Source organism: Janthinobacterium sp. SUN137, assembly GCF_030587265.1.
Classification (GTDB): Bacteria; Pseudomonadota; Gammaproteobacteria; order Burkholderiales; family Burkholderiaceae_D; genus Janthinobacterium; species Janthinobacterium kumbetense.
The window spans coordinates 382,551-400,317 of record NZ_JAPWHZ010000004.1 but is presented as its reverse complement, the minus strand read 5'-3'; the positions used below and the strand labels follow the sequence as shown (position 1 = coordinate 400,317).

Genomic DNA, 17,767 nt, shown 5'->3' with positions numbered 1-17,767 from the left:
TAACTTGATGGTGATATGAATAGCGACCCTAGAATAACATGCGATCCGGCTGCACGGCCACCCATTGCGCCACAGGAAAAAGCCGGCTTGCGCAAAGCCTTGCTGGCGGCCCGGCGCGCCCTGCCCGACGCCACGCGCGCGCAGTGGGATGCGGCCATCGCGCAGCGCCTGCTGGACTGGTGCGCGCAGGAAAACGTCAAGGAACTGGGCGTGTACTGGCCCCTGCATGGCGAGCCGGACCTGCACGGCGCGTATGCGCAACTGGCCGCGCGCGGCGTGCAATTAAGCTTGCCGGTGGTGCTGGAAAAGCATGCGCCGCTGGCATTCAGTGACTGGCGGCCCGGAGAAGCGATGGTCAAGGATGGCATGGGCGTGGCCGTGCCCGCCGAATTGCGCCTGCGCCCGGCGCCCGCCACCCTGCTGGTGCCCTGCCTGGGGTTTAATGGGGAACGGTACCGGCTCGGCTATGGCGGCGGGTATTACGACCGCACCCTGGCGCAACTGCCCCGTCCGCGCACCGTGGGCATCGCCTATACCTGCCTGGCGGCAAGCTTTCCCAACGGCGAATACGACATCGCCCTCGATCACATCGTGACCGAGGGCGATCTGCTCTGAAAGCACCTAACATAACCTACTGCGCGTCGCGACGGTTTTGTTAGGCGCTATAACTGCAAAGAATTACTTGACCAGGCGCTGCCACAGTGCGGTCGTGGGCGCCGCCTGGTTCATGCTATAGAAATGCAAGCCTGGCGCGCCGCCTTCCAGCAGGCGTTCGCACAAGCCCGTCACCACGTCCAGGCCAAAAGCCTTGATGGACGCGCTGTCGTCGCCGAAGCTGGCCAGTTTCAGACGCACCCAGCGTGGAATTTCCGCGCCGCACATGTCCGAAAAGCGCATCAATTGCGTGTAGTTCGTGATCGGCATGATACCGGCCACGATAGGCACGTTGATGCCCATCTTCTGCGTCTGCTCGACAAACTGGAAATACGCGTCGGCATTGTAGAAGTACTGGGTGATGGCCGCATCGGCGCCGGCCTGCACCTTGCGCGCGAACGCGTTCAAGTCGTCCTGCGGCGAACGGGCTTGCGGGTGCACTTCCGGATAGGCAGCCACTTCGATATGGAAATGGTCGCCCGTCTCGGCGCGGATGAATTCCACCAGCTCGTTGGCGTAGCGGAACTCGCCCGAGGCGCCATAGCCGCTCGGCAAGTCGCCGCGCAAGGCCACGATGCGGTTCACGCCGGCCGCCTTGAAGTCGGCTAGCACGGCGCGGATCGATTCGCGCGAACCGCCCACGCAAGACAGATGGGGCGCGGCCTGTTCGCCGGCCGCCAGGATCTCGCGCACGGTGTCCAGCGTACCCTGCTGCGTGGTGCCGCCGGCGCCAAACGTCACCGAGAAATACTTCGGATGCAATTCAGACAACTTGACACGCGTGGCGCGCAGCTTTTCCGCCCCTTCCGGGGTTTTCGGCGGGAAAAACTCAATACTGAAGTTATGCTTTTCCATCGTCGTTGCTCAAAAGTAAGGTCGACAAGGCCCAGGAAATGATGCTGTACAGAATGGCACCGCCCACGGCCGACCAGAAACTGGCGACATGGAAACCAGCGATCATCTGCGCCACCAGCCAGAACATGAAGCCGTTGATGATCAAAATGAACAGGCCCAGCGACAAGAACGTCACGGGCAGGGTCAGCAGGATCAGCAAGGGACGGATCAGCGCATTGACCAGCCCCAGCACGGCAGCGGCCAGCAGCGCGGTCCAGCCGCTGCTCATCGTCACCGAGTGCATCAAATAAGGGACGGCAAACAGGGCCGCCGCATTGATAAACCAAATCAGTAGCAAGCGCATTTCTCTAGCCTGTCAAAAGTGAGGTCAGGCCGGCGCCAGGCGTCGGCCCTCGGAGGGTGAGTGACAGCCCCGGACTACCGATCAGTAACGGTAGTGTTCAGGTTTATAAGGGCCTTCCGTGCGCACGCCGATGTAGTCGGCTTGCTCTTGCGTCAGTTCCGTCAGCTGCGCATTCAACTTTTTGAGTTGCAAACGAGCGACTTTTTCATCGAGGTGTTTTGGCAAGGTGTACACGCCGACCGGGTAGTTGGCCGTGTTCGCGTACAGCTCGATCTGCGCGATCGTCTGGTTGGCGAACGACGAGCTCATCACGTACGACGGGTGGCCCGTGCCGCAACCGAGGTTGACCAGGCGGCCTTCGGCCAGCAGGATGATGCGGCGGCCCGACGGGAAGATGATGTGGTCGACTTGCGGCTTGATGTTTTCCCACTCGTATTGTTTCAACGAAGCAACGTCGATTTCATTGTCAAAGTGACCAATGTTGCAGACGATGGCCTGGTCTTTCATGCGCGTCAGGTGATCGTGCGTGAGGATATGGTAGTTGCCGGTACAGGTGACGAAAATGTCGCCGTGTTCGCACGCGTAATCCATGGTCACGACGCGGTAGCCTTCCATCGCCGCCTGCAGTGCGCAGATCGGATCGACTTCCGTCACCCATACTTGCGCCGACAGGGCGCGCATAGCTTGCGCCGAACCTTTACCCACATCACCGTAACCGGCGATGACGGCGACCTTACCGGCGATCATCACGTCGGTGGCGCGCTTGATGCCGTCGACCAGCGATTCGCGACAGCCATACAGATTGTCGAATTTCGATTTCGTGACGGAATCGTTCACGTTAATCGCAGGGAAAGCCAGCTTGCCTTCCTTGTGCATCTGGTACAGGCGGTGCACGCCAGTGGTGGTTTCTTCCGTCACGCCGAGGATTTCCGGCAGGCGCTTCGAGTACCAGGTCGGATCGGCCAGCAAGTGCTTCTTGATCGAGTTGAACAGGCAGATTTCTTCTTCCGAGCCTGGATTGGCCAGTACCGACAGGTCGGTTTCCGCGCGCACGCCCAGGTGCAGCAGCAGGGTCGCGTCGCCGCCATCGTCGAGGATCATGTTCGAGTAGACGGCCTTGCCGTCCACGTTCGGCCATTCGAAGATGCGGTGCGTGTATTCCCAGTAATCGTCCAGCGACTCGCCCTTGACGGCGAACACAGGCGTGCCGGCGGCAGCGATGGCGGCGGCGGCATGATCTTGCGTGGAGTAAATGTTGCACGATGCCCAACGCACTTGCGCGCCCAGTGCTTCCAGGGTCTGGATCAGCACGGCGGTCTGGATGGTCATGTGGATGGAACCGGTGATGCGCGCGCCTTTCAGAGGCTGCGCTGCCGCGAATTCTTCGCGGATGGCCATCAGGCCAGGCATTTCCGTTTCAGCAATCTTGATTTCTTTGTCGCCCCATGCGGCCAAGGTGATATCGGCGATGGTGTAGTCGTGTTGCGATTTGAGTACGGCGTTCATCACGCCCTCCTTTCAGTTGTTGAAAAAGGTACGTGAGCGCAGTTGCAGGATATTCCGAGCCTGGCGAATTTCTTCGTCGCAACGCTCCTCGGACACGGGATTTTATCATTGTCAAGGCCGCCGCGCCAGCCTGTTTGCACGGCATTGCCACGTAACAACACATAAAAAAAGCGCCCGCGGCCAGCAGGCCGGGGCGCTTTTCTTGCAAATCCGACTAGATTACTTCAGGCCGGCAGCGTCGCGCAGCAGGGCGACCTTGTCCGTGCGTTCCCACGTGAATTCCGGCTCTTCGCGGCCGAAATGGCCGTAGGCGGCGCTCTTCTGGTAGATCGGGCGCAACAGGTCGAGCATTTGCACAATGCCTTTTGGACGCAGATCAAAGTGCGCCAGCACCAGCTTGGCGATTTCCGCGTCGGGAATCACGCCCGTGCCTTCCGTGTAGACGGTGATGTTGATCGGCTTGGCCACGCCGATGGCGTAGCTGACCTGCACCTGGCATTGGCGCGCCAGGCCGGCCGCGACGATGTTTTTCGCCACGTAGCGGGCCGCGTAGGCTGCCGAACGGTCGACTTTCGACGGATCCTTGCCCGAGAATGCGCCGCCGCCGTGCGGGGCTGCGCCGCCGTAGGTGTCGACGATGATCTTGCGGCCGGTCAAACCGCAATCGCCTTGCGGACCGCCGATGACGAAACGACCCGTCGGGTTGACGAGGAATTTGGTCTCCGTCAGCCATTCGCGCGGCAGGATCGGCTTGATGATTTCTTCGATGACGGCTTCTTCGATCTGCTTGTGCGAGATTTCCGGCGCATGCTGGGTCGACAGCACGACCGTGTGCACGCCGACCGGGCGGCCATCGACGTAGCGCAGCGTGACTTGCGATTTCGCGTCCGGACGCAGCCATGGCAAACGGCCATCCTTGCGCAGCTGCGACTGGCGCTCGACCAGGCGGTGCGCGTAGTGGATGGCGGCAGGCATCAGCTCGGCCGTTTCATCGCAGGCGTAACCGAACATCAAGCCCTGATCGCCAGCGCCTTGATCCAGGTCAATGCCAGCACCTTCATCGACGCCTTGCGCGATGTCCGGTGATTGCTTGTCGTAGGCCACCAGCACGGCGCAACCCTTGTAGTCGATGCCGTATTCCGTGTTGTCGTAGCCGATGCGTTTGATGGTTTCGCGCGCAACTTGAATATAATCCACATTGGCGTGCGTGGTAATCTCGCCAGCCAGCACCACCAGACCGGTGTTGCACAGGGTTTCGGCAGCCACGCGGGCGGCTGGATCCTGGGTCAGGATGGCGTCAAGGATGGCGTCGGAAATTTGATCGGCAACCTTGTCGGGATGGCCTTCCGAAACGGATTCGGAAGTGAAGAGATAATCGTTTGACATTGCAAGCTCCTGTTTACTATGTGAATGTTCTGTCGCAGTAAAGAGGATTTTGCCTGCGACGCTTTAGCGAGATTTATATTCCGCATCGCAAGTTGTCTATTAACTCAGCGGTTACTGCATACGTGGTATTTTACGCTTCTTAAAAAATTTTGGCACGGCAACACGCCATTCCTGGAAACCGCTTATACATGTTAGTCCCAATTTTCCGCTTCTTATCGATCTTTCCCCTGCCCGTCCTGCATGGCCTGGGCGCTGCGCTCGGCTGGGTAATTTACGCCATTTCCCCGTCCTACCGCCGCCGCATGCGCGAGAACATGCAAGGTGCGGGGTTTTCGCAACACTTGCACACGGCCGTGGCCGAAGCGGGCAAGAGCGTGCTGGAACTGCCCTTCATCTGGTGCGCGCCAGCCGAACGCGTGGCGCGCCATGCGACGGTGGAAAACTGGGAACTGGTGGAAAAAGCGCTGCAGCATGGCCGCGGCATCGTCTTCCTGACGCCGCACCTGGGCTGCTTTGAAATCGTCGCCCAGCAAATCGCGCTGCGCACGCCGCTCACCGTGATGTACCGCCCGCCCAAGCGCGCCGCATTGAAGCCGCTGATCGAAGGCGCGCGCGCGCGCGAAAACCTGATGCTGGCGCCGGCCAATATGTCGGGCGTGCGCATCTTCGCCAAATGCCTGAAAAAAGGCCAGCCCATCGGCCTGCTGCCCGACCAGGTGCCGCAGGAAGGCGAAGGCGTGTGGGCCGATTTCTTCGGCCGCCCCGCCTACACCATGACCCTGCCCGCCAAGCTGGCGCAGATGGGCGGTGCCGAAGTCATCATCACCTACGCAGAACGCCTGCCGGGCGGGCGCGGCTATGTCGTGCATTTCGTGCCTTTCACCGAGTCCCTCGACAGCACCTCGGCGGAACAGGCGCGCACCATCAATGCGGCCATGGAACAATTGATCGCGCGCAGCCCGGCGCAATACCTGTGGAGCTACAATCGCTATAAAGTGCCGCGCGGCGCGCCGCCGCCCACGCCCGCCGCGCCGGATGCCGCCGGGGAGCAGGCATGAGACTGCTGATCGCCTTCATGTGGCTGCTGCACTGGCTGCCCTTGCCCATCCTGGGCCGCTTCGGCGTGGCCGTCGGCAGTCTGCTGTTCATCGCCATGCCCACGCGGCGCAAGATTGCCCTGACGAATCTGCGCCTGTGCATGCCGGAATTGACGGAAGCCCAGCGCGTGGCGCTGGCGCGCCAGCATTTCCAGGCATATTCGCGCAGCGTGTGGGAACGCAGCATCCTGTGGTGGTCGTCGGAAGCGCGCCTGAACCGCCTGATCAAAAAGGTGCCCGCCTTCCCCGGCCAGCAGATCGCGGCCAAGCCGACCATCTTGCTGTGCCCGCACTTTGTCTGCCTCGACGTGGCCGGCGCCGCCACGGCCATGGAAATTTCCGCCTCGTCGATGTATGTGCAGCAAAAGAACGCCGCCTTCGACCAGGCCTTGCGCAACGGCCGTTCGCGCTTCAAGCCGCCCAAGCTGTTTACACGCCAGGACGGCATCAAGACGATCCTGCGCGCGCTGCGCGACGGCTTGCCGTATTTCATGCTGCCGGACATGGATTTCGGCGAAAAGGATGCGGAATTCGTGCCCTTCTTCGGCGTGCCCGCCGCCACCCTGACGGCCACGGCGCGCCTGGCGCTGGCCGCCAAGGCGCAAGTCATTCCCGTCATCGCCACCTTCCTGCCCAACTACCAGGGCTGGCAAGTGACGTATTACCCGGCGTGGGACGATTATCCGGGCGACGACATCACGGCGGCCACGCGCCGCATGAACGAATTCATCGAAGAGCGCGTGCGCGAAGCGCCGGCCGAATATTTCTGGACGCATAAACGCTTCAAGACGCGTCCGGAAGGCGAAGCATCGTTCTACAACCAGCACAAGTGATACGGCAGACCATGAAACTCCAATTTACCAAAATGCATGGCGCCGGCAATGACTTCATCGTCATCGACGCCATCCATCAAGAGATCGACTTCACGCCGGCCCAGTGGCAGCGCCTGGCCGACCGCCGTTTCGGCATCGGCGCCGACCAGATCCTCGTGGTGGAAAAACCGCGCCTGCCCGGCTGCGACTTCCGCTACCGCATCTATAACAACGATGGCGGCGAAGTCGAGCAATGCGGCAATGGTGCACGCGCCTTCGTCAAGTTCGTCAGCGAAAAAGGCTTGTCCGACAAGACCAGCATCCGCGTGGAAACCATGGCCGGCATCATCGCGCCGCGCCTGGAGATCGACGGCAGCATCACGGTCGACATGGGCGCGCCCGTGCTGGAGCCAAAGCTGGTGCCGTTCGATGCCAGCGGCCTGGACGGCATAGCGCAAGGCAAGGACACCGTGTGGCCGCTGGACCTGGCGCTGCCGGGCCAAACGTCGCCCGTGCTGCTGTCCGTCGTCTCGATGGGCAATCCGCACGCCGTGCAAGTGGTTGACGATGTCGATGCGCAAGACTTGGACGTGACGGGCCCGCGCATCGAGCACCACCCGCGCTTTCCCCGCCGGGTCAACGCCGGCTACATGCAGATCGTCGACCGCCAGCACGTGAAATTGCGCGTGTTTGAACGGGGCGCGGGCGAAACCCTGGCGTGCGGCACGGGCGCCTGCGCCGCCGCCGTGGCCGGCATCTTGCGCGGCTTGCTCGATTCCCCCGTGCGCATCAGCGCGCGCGGCGGCGAACTGTCGATCGCGTGGCAAGGCCCCGGCCATCCCGTCCTGATGACAGGCCCGGCCGTGACCGTGTTCGAAGGCACGATCGAACTGTAAGCGAATGAAAAGTCAGGCCGCCAGGAACTGCTGTTCCTGCGCGACATCAAGTTCCGCCAGGTAGCACTTCAGGCGGTACAGGCGCTGTCGGTAATTGCCTTCCGGCCCCGCCACGCCGCAATCGACGCGCTCGAACAGGCGCACCGCCTGGTCGAGCAACTGGCGCTCCTGCGCCGTGCGGATCAATGCCAGGCGCCGCTTGCCGCGTCCATGCGTGGCGCTGATATCGATCAACAGACAATGCCCCTGGTCGGCCGCGTGTATATCGAGCAGCAATGCCTCGGCACGCGACAGATGAAAGCAGCGCGCCAGGGCCAGCCGCATCGCCAGCAAGGGGTGGCTCTGGCCCAATTGCCGTAAATGCCCATCGGCGTGCATGGCGGCGCACTGGCCCCAGTCGCCGGGTTCGCCTTGCGGCGCGATCTTCGCCAGCGCCGCCTCCGCCTCGCGGCTGCCTTGCGCCTGCGCCTGCAGCAGCCAGTACGCGGCCCGCACATCGTTGTTGACGCCGTCGCGGCGATTACGCCAGGCATGCATGCCGCACTCAAGCTGGGCCGGGCCATGCCCCAGGTCGGCGGCACGCTCCAGGCAGGAATGGGCTTCGACCACATTGCGCTGGGAAAATTCCGGTTTCGTATAGATGCGCGACAGCACGAACCAGGCTTCGGCCAATCCCTGCTCGCCAGCCTGCGTCAGCCAGCGCACGGCCCGCTTGAAATTGGCCGCGCCGTTGCGCGTGGCCAGCCGCTGGCCATGCGCATCCATGCGCGCATAGCCGAGCCCAAGCTCCAGCTGCGCCGTGCGGTCGCCGCCATGCGCGGCCAGCTCGCAACACTGCCAGCCCTCGGCATCGCCGCCAGGCGCCAATGCCTGGGCGCAACGCGACAGCAGCAACACCTGCTGCGCATCGAGGGCGATCGTGCGCGCCCCGGCCGCCGCCTGGCGCTGCAGCAGCTCGCGCGCCAGCGGCAAGCCTTGCGACAGGAAGCCCGCATGGTTGCCCTGGCTCCACGCCTGCTCCAGCCACGAGTACAGCGGCGCGTCGCCATCGAGGACTTGCTCGCCAGCAAGGCTGGTGTCCGCCCCGGCAGCGGCAAGCGATCCTTCTTGCATGGACAGCAACCATTGCGCATCGGGCAAGCCGGCCCGCACGGCCGCGTCCAGCGCCACGCGCGCCTTGGCGCGCAAGGCTTCGCAGTGGCTGGCGGCATTGCCCAGCACCAGTTGCGCCAGCACCAGGCCCGCCTGCACCAGGCCCGCATCGAACGCCTGCGCGTAATACGGAATCAGCGCCTTGGCTGCCGGCTGCGCCACTTCGAACGGCACATGCGTGCCAATCAGCAAGCACGCTTCCTCGCTATCTTCCTGGGCCGCCCGCGCCAGCCAGTGCAAGGCCGTGGGCAAGCTTTGCGGCACACCCTGTCCAAACAGATACACCCGTCCCAACGCCAGCTGGCAAGCGACATCGCCCGCACGTGCGCCCTTGATCAATCCTAATGTTTCGCGATTTGCCATCGATTCTCGATATTGAGTCAATGATTCTAATAATAGTGAGCCGTCTCCAGGCCCATCAACGCAGGCCTTCCCTTAGTGTAACGTCCTTGTGTCACAAATCCGCCAAAGCGGCCTCAAGAACTTGATTCAACGCAACAATGTCCTGGCGCGGACATGCCAATATAGCAAGGCGCCGCTAGCGTGGCGGTGGGAGAACGCTGGCCCTCGGCGCGGGCTCGGCAGAAACCGCGCGTTACAAAAATACAACAGGGGCATGCAGATATGCCGCTTTTCACCAATCTTTTCACGCACATTTGACCAATCCTGCACGTCTTGCGCGCCGACGAATTAAGGTTCATTCATCGAAACGCGACAGTTAGCGCATTTCAATCTGCTCGGATCTCGGACGGAACTCACTTTTAATAGGGAATAAGACATGAAAAAATCACTCGTTGCCCTCGCACTCTTCGGCGCCTTTGCCGCAACCGCACAAGCGCAGTCGTCCGTCCAAATCTACGGCACGATCGATGCAGGCCTGGGCAAAGCGACGGGTTCGACCACCGCCGTTACCAAGCGCGACAACAACAAACTGGGCTTCAAGGGCACGGAAGATCTGGGCAATGGCTTGAAAGCTATTTTCCAACTGGAAATTCGCTATGAATCCGACACGGGCACGCTGGAAAGCAACTCCCGTCCGCTGTTCCAGGGTCAAAGCCGCGTCGGCCTGCAAGGCGACTTCGGTACCGTACGCCTGGGCCGTGGCCTGACCGCCTTCCAGGAATCGAGCACCGCGTTCGAACCATGGTCGGGCATGCCGACGCAAGCCGGTTTCCAGACCGACCTGACCGTGGCCGCCTACACCAGCGATCCACTGAGCGCGGATGGCAACTCGCGTAACCGCTTCTCGAACGCCGTATTCTACAACTCGCCAGTCATCAGCGGCTTCCAGTTCAACGCCACCGTGGCCGCCAAGGAAGCGAATAACAATACCGCCGTCCCAGCGCGTCCGCCGGTCAACCCAATAACGTTTGCCTCGGGTAACTATGCATTGCTGGGCAACGCGGTACCAGCATCGAATCCATACTCGATCTCGGCGACCTATACCAACGAGCAATTCGCCGCCATGGCCGCTTACGAACGCAATGGCGTGCAAGCCAAACTGTGGTCGGTTGCAGCATCGTTCAATCCGATCAAGGAATTGAAACTGATGGCGTCGTACCAGCATCAGGATGATGGCAACTTCAAGATCATCAACACCGATACCAAATCGTGGGTGCTGGGCGCCAACTATGACGTCGGCCCAGGCAAGATCCGCGCCGGTTACGGTCAAAAAACGCCAGATGGCGTCGTCAAAACCAAGCAAGCATCGCTGGGCTATGACTACAATCTGTCGAAACGCACCTACCTGTACGCAGATATTTCGAACAAGAAAGCAGCAGCTCCTAATAGCCTCAACTACACCGTTGCGAAAACCGTCAACTACATCGGCATCGGCGTACACCACAACTTCTAATGCCCGGCCGGTCACCCTTCACGGGTGATTGCTGAGCTAAGAATGCAAGGCGGCATGGGCAACCATGCCGCTTTTTTCATGCGTGCGCGGAAAATGCATAGACGCCGTCCCCTTTGCGCCTATGCCGCCGCACTCTCGGTTAGAATGAAGTGTTCAACTTTCACTGACAGATATTCTCAATGACCGCCACACTCGATTCCAGCACCGTCGCCCAGTACCTGAGCGAGCACCCGAATTTCTTCGAAGAGCATACCGCCCTGCTCGGTGAGGTCAAGCTGAGCAGCCCGCTGACGGGACGCACCATCTCGCTGCAGGAGCGCCAGATGGAAGTGATGCGCGACAAGTACAAGGCGCTGGAACTGCGCATGTCCAAGCTGAGCCGCCTGGCCGAGGAAAATGGCGACATCGCCAGCAAATTCCACGGCTGGAACCAGGCCATGCTGCAAGTGCGCAACGATGCGGACATGCCGCGCGTGCTGGTCGACGCCTTGCAAAGCAATTTCGACGTGCCCTGCGTCAGCCTGCGCCTGTGGCAAGTGTTGCCGGAACACGCCAACGGCTGGTTCACGGAAGATGTGACGGCCGACGTGCGCATGTTCGCCAACAGCCTGCAAGCGCCGTACTGCGGCAGCAACCGCGATTTCGAAGCCGTGCACTGGTTGCAGGCCGATAAGATCGAATCGACCGTCATGATCGCCCTGCGCGCCCCGAACACCACGGGCACCTTCGGCTTGCTGGTGCTCGGTTCACCCGACAGCGAACGCTTTACCTCGAGCATGGGCACGGACTTCCTCGTGCATATCGGCGCCACGGCCAGCGCCGCCCTGGCCGCACTGCGCGCCGGCTCGCCTGCCTGAGCACGCCATGAATGAGGCGCGCGGCAAGGCTGACTGGCTCGACGCCTATCTGGCGCAGCTGGCCACGCAGCGCAAGCTGTCGCCGCATACGCTGGACGCCTACGGGCGCGACTTGCGCACCTTGCTGGAACTGAGCGGCAATACGCCCTGGACGGCGCTGGCGCACAATGAAGTGCGCCGCTACACGGCCAAGCTGCACGCCGGCGGCCTCGACCCGCGTTCGATCGCCCGCAAGCTGTCGTCGTGGCGGGGATTTTTCAACTGGCTCAGCGGGGAAACCCCGCTCGACGCCAATCCCGTCGACGGCATCCGCGCCCCCAAGCGGGCCAAGACGTTGCCGAAAGCCCTGTCGGTGGACGATGCCGTGCGCCTCGTGGCGCCCGCGCAACACCAGCAAGGCGCCGCCGAACCGGAACAGCTGTGCAACCGCGCCATGTTCGAACTGCTGTACTCGAGCGGCTTGCGCGTGTCCGAACTGACCAGCCTGGACACCCATTATTGCAAGGCCGACGGCGGCCAGCCCGCCTCGCTGGGCTGGCTCGACATGGCCAGCTTCGAAGTCATCGTCACGGGCAAGGGCAACAAGATGCGCAAGGTGCCCGTCGGCAAGGCGGCCCTCGTGGCCCTGACCGCCTGGCTGGGCGTGCGCCCGCCGGCAAGCGACGGCAGCGCTGCCTTGTTTTTAAGCACGCACGGCACGCGCATCTCACCCCGCGTGCTGCAGCTGCGCCTGAAGGCGCACGCGCTGGCGACGGACATTCCCGCCAACGTGCACCCCCACGTGCTGCGCCACTCGTTCGCTTCGCACGTGCTGCAATCGTCGGGCGACTTGCGCGCCGTACAGGAAATGCTGGGCCATTCCAGCATCACCTCGACCCAGGTCTACACGGCCCTCGACTTCCAGCACCTGGCGCACGTGTACGACCAGGCGCACCCGCGCGCCAAGCTCAAGTAGGCAGCGGTGCCGGTGGGGCAGCCTGATCCATATCAAGCGGATGGGCGCGCATTTGCAAGCTTTTGCAAAATTCCGGCATAATCGTCCGCATTCTTCCGCTTGCGCGGCGGCACCACCGATTACAAGGCATCTCTCATGGCACTGATTCCAACCACCATCCTCACCGGTTTCCTGGGCGCAGGCAAAACCACCTTGCTCAACCGCATATTGCAGGAAGAGCACGGCATGCGCATCGCCGTGATCGAAAACGAGTTTGGCCAGGAAAACATCGATAACGAGATCCTGGTGCAGGACAGCAACGAACACATCATCGAGATGAACAACGGCTGCATCTGCTGCACCGTGCGGGGCGACCTGATCGTGGGCCTCACGGAACTGGCGCGCAAGCGCGACGCCGGTTTGCTGGCGTTCGACCGCGTCGTCATCGAAACGACGGGCCTGGCCAATCCCGGTCCCGTGGCGCAAACCTTCTTTGTCGACGAAGAAGTGGGCAGCCACTACATGCTCGACGCTATTATCACGGTAGTCGATGCCCGTCATGCCATGAAGCAACTGGACGAATACGAGGAAGCCCAGCGGCAAGTGGGCTTTGCCGACAAGCTGCTGCTGTCGAAGACCGACCTCGTCAGCGAAGACGACGTGGCCGTCCTGACGCGCCGCCTGAAACGCATCAACCCGCGCGCGCCCATCGCCAAGGTCGATTTCGGCCGCGCGCCGCTGGCCGAGGTGCTCGACATCCGCGGCTTCAACCTGAATGAAAAGCTGGAACTGGACCCGGATTTCCTGGCGACCGAAACGGCGCACGTCCACGACCACGATCACGCGCATGAGCACGCAGATGAGCACGGCCACGGGCACAAGCATGAGCACAGCGACGCCTGCGCCACCGATTGCGGCCATGCCGACCATCACCATGCGCAGCACAGCGACGATATCGCCGCCTTTGTTTTCAAGAGCACGCAACCGTTCGACAGCGCCAAGCTCGACGAGTTCCTCGGCGGCCTGGTGCAAGTGTATGGCCCGCGCATGCTGCGCTACAAGGGCGTGCTGCTGATGCAGGGCGCGGAGCGCAAGGTGGTCTTCCAGGGCGTGCACCAGCTGATGGGCAGCGACCTGGGCGCCAAATGGGGCGAAAATGAAGTGCGCGGCAGCAAAATGGTGTTTATTGGCAAGAATCTACCAAAAGACATTTTTATTCGCGGACTCGAACAATGTTTGGTATAAACTAGCCGGGTTTTGCAAAGTATCCGTTGCAAAGCAGAAACAAAAGGGAAAGTTAAGCACGCTTTCCCGCTGTCTGACACCCGTCTTGCTGGCATAAACCAACAAGTAGCCGTTTCTGATCGGCTAGTCAACAAATCGGGATGGCAATATAAAGCAAAGCGTGCCAAAATCAGCGACGAAAACGGCCCATGTCGTTCGCCTGTCATGAAATGCTGGCAAACTGCCGCTGGCCGCATGCCAGGCATGCAACCGATCCACCCAACACGCCTGTTGACGCGCGCATAGCGCGACTGGCATAGAGCGGTAAAAAGTTATCAACATGGCACCTTAGCCGGCCGGTAGTCCTGGCTTTCGCCGGCAAGCCAAGGTCGCACGCAGTACAGCGGGACAGCAATGCCAAGCGGAACCTGTACAGTTGCTCGGTATCGCCGCATCAACTGATCAATTTGAAAACTCTGTCGTATCGAAGGTAAGCGAAGTTATGACCAAAACTAATAAATCGACCCCGGCCGCCAACCAAGACATCCCTCTCATCAGCGAAGACCAAATTCGCGCCATGAGCGAAGATGACTACATGAATCCGGCACAACTGGCATTCTTCAAGGCGCGCCTGCAGCAGCTCGAAAAAGACTTGCTGAAAAACGCCGGCGAAACCACGGAACACTTGCGTGAAACCGTGCTCGTACCGGACCCTGCCGACCGCGCCACCATCGAGGAAGAGCATGCGCTGGAACTGCGCACGCGCGACCGCGAACGCAAATTGCTGAAGAAAGTGCAGCAATCGATCGCCAGCATCGACGCCGGCGACTATGGCTGGTGCGAAGAAACGGGCGAGCCTATCGGCATCCCGCGCCTGATCGCCCGTCCGACCGCCACCCTGTCGCTGGAAGCCCAGCAACGGCGCGAACTGAAGCAAAAGCTGTACGGCGACTGATCGCCCTCCCCTTGCGCGGCCGCCCCGGCGGCCCGCGATGGCGAATAAAAAAGCACACGACCTCCGGTTGCGTGCTTTTTTTTCGTCCCGCGCCGACTACACTGAAGCAAACACTGCCGCTTGCAATTGCCTTTTCCATCCCCACTTTTGAGCCATGGGCGCGCAATCGCATGGCCTTGCACGCATCGGCACGAATCTTTTGAGGTCACTATGGAACAATTTCACGGCACCACCATCCTCTGCGTCCGGCGCGGCAAGCAAGTCGCCCTGGGCGGCGACGGCCAGGTAACGCTGGGCAACATCGTCATGAAGGGCACGGCCCGCAAAGTGCGGAAGTTGTATCAGGGCAAGGTCCTGGTCGGCTTTGCCGGCGGCACCGCCGACGCGTTCACCTTGCTCGACCGCTTCGAAGGCAAGCTGGAAAAACACCAGGGCAACCTGCTGCGCGCCTCCGTCGAACTGGCCAAGGACTGGCGCACCGACCGCGTGCTGCGCCGCCTGGAAGCGATGCTGCTGGTGGCCGACAGCGAGTCGACCCTGGTCATCACGGGCAATGGCGACGTGCTGGAACCGGAAGACGGCATCGGCGCCATCGGCTCGGGCGGCACCTACGCCCAGTCCGCCGCCAAGGCGCTGCAGGAAAACACGGACCTCTCGCCGGCCGAGGTGGTCAAGAAATCGCTGACCATCGCCGCCGAGCTGTGCATCTACACGAATATGTCCCACATCATCGAGACCTTGGACTAAGAGTCCCCGAGAAAACGCCCATGGCTGCGTTGCATGGCCTGGGCGTACAAAAAGGTACTGCCTGCGGCCAAGCGCCTTGCCCTGAACGTTTTTCGGGCACTCTACGCAAAAGAAAGATAGAAAGCCAACTATGATCATGAACATGACCCCGTCGGAAATCGTCACCGAACTCGACAAGCACGTGGTGGGCCAGGCCAAGGCCAAGCGCGCCGTCGCCATCGCCCTGCGCAACCGCTGGCGCCGCCAGCAGGTGGCCGAGCCCCTGCGCCATGAAATCACGCCCAAGAACATCCTCATGATCGGCCCCACGGGCGTCGGCAAGACGGAAATCGCGCGCCGCCTGGCCAAGCTGGCCGAGGCGCCGTTCATCAAGATCGAAGCGACCAAGTTCACGGAAGTGGGCTATGTGGGGCGCGACGTCGACACCATCATCCGCGACCTGATCGACATCGGCATCAAGCAGACGCGCGCGCTGGAAATGAAGAAGGTGCGCGCGCGCGCCGAAGATGCGGCCGAAGACCGCGTGATCGACATCCTCGTGCCGCCGGCGCGCGACTTCGGCTTCACGCCGAATACAGCGGCGGCCGTGGACACGGGCAGCGGCGACAGCACGCGCCAGACCTTCCGCAAGCGCTTGCGCCAGGGCGAGCTCGATGACAAGGAAATCGAGATCGAGCTGGCCGAGGCGGGCCCGCAGATGGAAATCATGGCGCCGCCGGGCATGGAAGAAATGACGGAGCAGATCAAATCCATGTTCTCGGGCGTGGGTGGACAGCGCAAGAAGGCGCGCAAGGTCAAGATCCGCGAAGCGTTGAAACTGCTGGTCGAGGAAGAAGCGGCGAAGCTGCTCAACGAAGATGAACTGAAACAGAAGGCCATCCAGAACGTCGAGCAGAACGGCATCGTCTTCCTCGATGAAATCGACAAGATCGCCTCGCGCTCGGAGTCCGGCGGCGCCGACGTCTCGCGCGCGGGCGTGCAGCGCGACCTGCTGCCGCTGGTCGAGGGCACCACCGTCAACACCAAGTACGGCATGATCCGCACGGACCACATCCTGTTCATCGCCTCGGGCGCGTTCCACCTGTCGAAACCGTCGGACCTGATCCCGGAACTGCAGGGGCGCTTCCCCATCCGCGTGGAACTCGAATCGCTGTCGATCTCGGACTTCGAACGCATCCTGACGAGTACGGACGCCTGCCTGACGATGCAGTACGAAGCCTTGCTGGCGACGGAAAACCTGAAGCTGCAATTTGCGCCGGAAGGCATCACGCGCCTGGCGGAAATCGCCTACTCGGTGAACGAGCGCACGGAAAACATCGGCGCGCGCCGCTTGCACACGGTGATGGAAAAACTGCTGGAAGAAGTGTCGTTTACGGCCAGCGAAGGCAGCAGCAGCACGGAAAACCTGCTGGTGATCGATGCCGCGTATGTCAACGAACGCCTCGAAGCGCTGTCGGTCAACGAAGACCTGTCGCGCTACGTGCTGTAATCAGGGAGGGGACCGATGGCAAACAAGGCATTGGCGACGCGGCAGAAAATGCAGTTCCGCGTCGAACCCTCGCAAAAACCGCGCAACCCCGTCGCCACTGCAGCCCTGCAGCGCGCCGCCGGGGCGCACGTCAAGACCGTGTCAGGCCAGCGCCAGCAGGAAAAACGGCTGCTGGCGAAATTGCTGTTGAAAGTCGAAATAGACAAATAGGCCGCCCGCGGACACCCCTTGCATGGGGCGTCCGCCATCAGGCCACTCTCTGCCGCAGCAGCGTCCCCTTAGAAACGGTAGGACGCGCCCAGCGAAAACATGTCGACCTTGGTCGTCTGCTTGCTGCTGTACTTGACCGGCACGCGGTCCCAGTCCAGGTGCAGCGCCCAGTTCTTGTTCAGCGCATACGCCGCGCCGATGCCGTAGGTCAGGCCGATCTTGTCCTTCTTGTCCGAACCGCCGCCCAGATAATCGACCTTGCCCTGCGTGTAAGCCGCGCCCAGGCGGCCGCTCAGGGTGAACGCGTCAAACTGGTAGCCGAGCACGCCCTGCATGCCGAGGCCCGTGAACTTGCCGCGGCCCGCGCGCCGGCCGGCGCCCGTGTCGAAGCCGGACTTCACTTCGCCGCCCATATACCCCACCAGCTCAATCGAAGGCAGGGCCACGCCGCCCTGAAACGGCAGCGCGTCGAAACTGTAACCCACGTAGGCCTTGCCGTTGCGCTTGCTGCTTTTGTCGCAATCGTTTTGACCCGGCACGCAGTCGAGGCCGGTACTGGCGCGAAAGCCATAACTGGCGCCCATGTAGATGGGGCCCGGCGCAGGATCGGCTGCCGATGCATGCAAGGGAGCGATGGCGGCCAGCGCCAGCAGCGCTGCGGGGAAACGTAATTTGAAGGACATGAATAACCTCTACAAGTGGATGAGTTGCCTGGTTGTAGCGCGCCGTGCGAGCCACAAGCGGGAGTGTCATCTCTTTTGCCGTAAAGTACTATCACCTTGTGCAAAGTGCCAT

At 61.8% G+C, this 17,767-nt stretch carries 18 protein-coding genes and 1 riboswitch; of the genes, 12 read left to right on the top strand and 6 right to left on the bottom strand.

From position 1 onward, the window contains the following. Positions 1-87: 87 nt before the first annotated feature. Positions 88-615 carry a 5-formyltetrahydrofolate cyclo-ligase gene (locus tag O3298_RS22285; RefSeq protein ID WP_305060563.1) on the top strand — a complete coding sequence of 176 codons (528 nt, stop codon included), beginning with the start codon at positions 88-90 and terminating at the stop codon, positions 613-615. A 63-nt stretch (positions 616-678) separates the two neighbouring features. Here O3298_RS22285 and metF read toward each other — a convergent pair whose 3' ends face one another. From metF to metK, 4 genes are all read right to left on the bottom strand, one after another. Further along, entirely contained in the window at positions 679-1,509 is an 831-nt protein-coding gene (gene metF, locus O3298_RS22280; RefSeq protein WP_034783533.1) for a methylenetetrahydrofolate reductase [NAD(P)H], read from the bottom strand. Continuing rightward, positions 1,496-1,852, bottom strand: a complete 357-nt coding sequence (locus tag O3298_RS22275; protein WP_099665786.1) for a phage holin family protein — start codon at positions 1,850-1,852, stop codon at positions 1,496-1,498. Before O3298_RS22275 ends, metF begins: the two co-directional genes overlap by 14 nt. 81 nt (positions 1,853-1,933) lie before the next feature. After that, a complete protein-coding gene (gene ahcY, locus O3298_RS22270) occupies positions 1,934-3,358 on the bottom strand; it encodes an adenosylhomocysteinase (RefSeq protein WP_070258574.1) in 1,425 nt (474 codons plus the stop codon). Between the two features lie 27 nt (positions 3,359-3,385). Then, a riboswitch (S-adenosyl-L-homocysteine riboswitch) is annotated at positions 3,386-3,454 on the bottom strand. Between the two features lie 123 nt (positions 3,455-3,577). Further along, on the bottom strand, positions 3,578-4,744 hold the full coding sequence (metK, locus tag O3298_RS22265; protein WP_034783537.1) for a methionine adenosyltransferase: 1,167 nt from the start codon (positions 4,742-4,744) through the stop codon (positions 3,578-3,580). Between the two features lie 188 nt (positions 4,745-4,932). On the opposite strand from metK, the gene O3298_RS22260 reads away from it, so the two are divergent. Genes O3298_RS22260 through dapF form a run of 3 tightly spaced genes read left to right on the top strand, consistent with a single transcriptional unit; the run spans position 4,933 to position 7,549 of the window. Beyond that, positions 4,933-5,802 carry a lysophospholipid acyltransferase family protein gene (locus O3298_RS22260; protein WP_077398736.1) on the top strand — a complete coding sequence of 290 codons (870 nt, stop codon included), beginning with the start codon at positions 4,933-4,935 and terminating at the stop codon, positions 5,800-5,802. Then, positions 5,799-6,674 carry a lipid A biosynthesis acyltransferase gene (locus tag O3298_RS22255; protein WP_077398734.1) on the top strand — a complete coding sequence of 292 codons (876 nt, stop codon included), beginning with the start codon at positions 5,799-5,801 and terminating at the stop codon, positions 6,672-6,674. The genes O3298_RS22260 and O3298_RS22255 overlap by 4 nt, the downstream gene beginning before the upstream one ends. 11 nt (positions 6,675-6,685) lie before the next feature. After that, complete coding sequence (gene dapF, locus O3298_RS22250; RefSeq protein WP_305060562.1) at positions 6,686-7,549, top strand: diaminopimelate epimerase; 864 nt, start codon at positions 6,686-6,688, stop codon at positions 7,547-7,549. A 12-nt stretch (positions 7,550-7,561) separates the two neighbouring features. On the opposite strand, the gene O3298_RS22245 is transcribed toward dapF, so the two are convergent. Further along, positions 7,562-9,064, bottom strand: coding sequence for a hypothetical protein (locus O3298_RS22245; protein ID WP_305060561.1), 1,503 nt, complete (start codon positions 9,062-9,064; stop codon positions 7,562-7,564). A 415-nt stretch (positions 9,065-9,479) separates the two neighbouring features. Here O3298_RS22245 and O3298_RS22240 point away from each other — a divergent pair, with 415 nt between their 5' ends. From O3298_RS22240 to O3298_RS22205, 8 genes are all read left to right on the top strand, one after another. After that, positions 9,480-10,556: a porin gene (locus O3298_RS22240; RefSeq protein WP_289918514.1), complete on the top strand. Its 1,077-nt coding sequence runs from the start codon at positions 9,480-9,482 to the stop codon at positions 10,554-10,556. Between the two features lie 179 nt (positions 10,557-10,735). After that, a complete protein-coding gene (locus O3298_RS22235) occupies positions 10,736-11,413 on the top strand; it encodes a DUF484 family protein (protein ID WP_305060560.1) in 678 nt (225 codons plus the stop codon). Positions 11,414-11,420: 7 nt separating this feature from the next. Beyond that, a complete protein-coding gene (locus tag O3298_RS22230) occupies positions 11,421-12,368 on the top strand; it encodes a tyrosine recombinase XerC (RefSeq protein ID WP_305060559.1) in 948 nt (315 codons plus the stop codon). Between the two features lie 135 nt (positions 12,369-12,503). Continuing rightward, positions 12,504-13,592 (top strand): GTP-binding protein, encoded by a 1,089-nt coding sequence (locus O3298_RS22225; protein WP_251349446.1) that lies wholly within the window; start codon positions 12,504-12,506, stop codon positions 13,590-13,592. Between the two features lie 481 nt (positions 13,593-14,073). After that, positions 14,074-14,526: an RNA polymerase-binding protein DksA gene (dksA, locus tag O3298_RS22220; RefSeq protein ID WP_034753066.1), complete on the top strand. Its 453-nt coding sequence runs from the start codon at positions 14,074-14,076 to the stop codon at positions 14,524-14,526. 210 nt (positions 14,527-14,736) lie between these two features. Further along, complete coding sequence (gene hslV / locus O3298_RS22215) at positions 14,737-15,273, top strand: ATP-dependent protease subunit HslV (RefSeq protein WP_010394217.1); 537 nt, start codon at positions 14,737-14,739, stop codon at positions 15,271-15,273. A 136-nt stretch (positions 15,274-15,409) separates the two neighbouring features. Next, positions 15,410-16,762 (top strand): ATP-dependent protease ATPase subunit HslU, encoded by a 1,353-nt coding sequence (gene hslU / locus O3298_RS22210; RefSeq protein ID WP_285817091.1) that lies wholly within the window; start codon positions 15,410-15,412, stop codon positions 16,760-16,762. A gap of 15 nt (positions 16,763-16,777) precedes the next feature. Then, entirely contained in the window at positions 16,778-16,972 is a 195-nt protein-coding gene (locus O3298_RS22205; RefSeq protein WP_099665795.1) for a hypothetical protein, read from the top strand. A gap of 68 nt (positions 16,973-17,040) precedes the next feature. Here the strand turns inward: O3298_RS22205 and O3298_RS22200 are convergent, their stop codons facing one another. Continuing rightward, positions 17,041-17,655 carry an outer membrane protein gene (locus O3298_RS22200; RefSeq protein ID WP_099665796.1) on the bottom strand — a complete coding sequence of 205 codons (615 nt, stop codon included), beginning with the start codon at positions 17,653-17,655 and terminating at the stop codon, positions 17,041-17,043. Between the last annotated feature and the right edge of the window lie 112 nt (positions 17,656-17,767).

Bases quoted from the DNA above. Each gene is read 5' to 3' on its own strand.
- O3298_RS22255 (WP_077398734.1), top strand. From the start codon at position 5,799: ATGAGACTGCTGATCGCCTTCATGTGGCTGCTGCACTGGCTGCCCTTG.
- dapF (WP_305060562.1), top strand. From the start codon at position 6,686: ATGAAACTCCAATTTACCAAAATGCATGGCGCCGGCAATGACTTCATC.
- O3298_RS22240 (WP_289918514.1), top strand. From the start codon at position 9,480: ATGAAAAAATCACTCGTTGCCCTCGCACTCTTCGGCGCCTTTGCCGCA.
- O3298_RS22245 (WP_305060561.1), bottom strand. From the start codon at position 9,064: ATGGCAAATCGCGAAACATTAGGATTGATCAAGGGCGCACGTGCGGGC.
- metF (WP_034783533.1), bottom strand. From the start codon at position 1,509: ATGGAAAAGCATAACTTCAGTATTGAGTTTTTCCCGCCGAAAACCCCG.
- O3298_RS22275 (WP_099665786.1), bottom strand. From the start codon at position 1,852: ATGCGCTTGCTACTGATTTGGTTTATCAATGCGGCGGCCCTGTTTGCC.
- O3298_RS22225 (WP_251349446.1), top strand. From the start codon at position 12,504: ATGGCACTGATTCCAACCACCATCCTCACCGGTTTCCTGGGCGCAGGC.
- O3298_RS22260 (WP_077398736.1), top strand. From the start codon at position 4,933: ATGTTAGTCCCAATTTTCCGCTTCTTATCGATCTTTCCCCTGCCCGTC.
- ahcY (WP_070258574.1), bottom strand. From the start codon at position 3,358: ATGAACGCCGTACTCAAATCGCAACACGACTACACCATCGCCGATATC.
- dksA (WP_034753066.1), top strand. From the start codon at position 14,074: ATGACCAAAACTAATAAATCGACCCCGGCCGCCAACCAAGACATCCCT.
- hslV (WP_010394217.1), top strand. From the start codon at position 14,737: ATGGAACAATTTCACGGCACCACCATCCTCTGCGTCCGGCGCGGCAAG.
- metK (WP_034783537.1), bottom strand. From the start codon at position 4,744: ATGTCAAACGATTATCTCTTCACTTCCGAATCCGTTTCGGAAGGCCAT.
- hslU (WP_285817091.1), top strand. From the start codon at position 15,410: ATGAACATGACCCCGTCGGAAATCGTCACCGAACTCGACAAGCACGTG.
- O3298_RS22205 (WP_099665795.1), top strand. From the start codon at position 16,778: ATGGCAAACAAGGCATTGGCGACGCGGCAGAAAATGCAGTTCCGCGTC.
- O3298_RS22200 (WP_099665796.1), bottom strand. From the start codon at position 17,655: ATGTCCTTCAAATTACGTTTCCCCGCAGCGCTGCTGGCGCTGGCCGCC.
- O3298_RS22235 (WP_305060560.1), top strand. From the start codon at position 10,736: ATGACCGCCACACTCGATTCCAGCACCGTCGCCCAGTACCTGAGCGAG.
- O3298_RS22230 (WP_305060559.1), top strand. From the start codon at position 11,421: ATGAATGAGGCGCGCGGCAAGGCTGACTGGCTCGACGCCTATCTGGCG.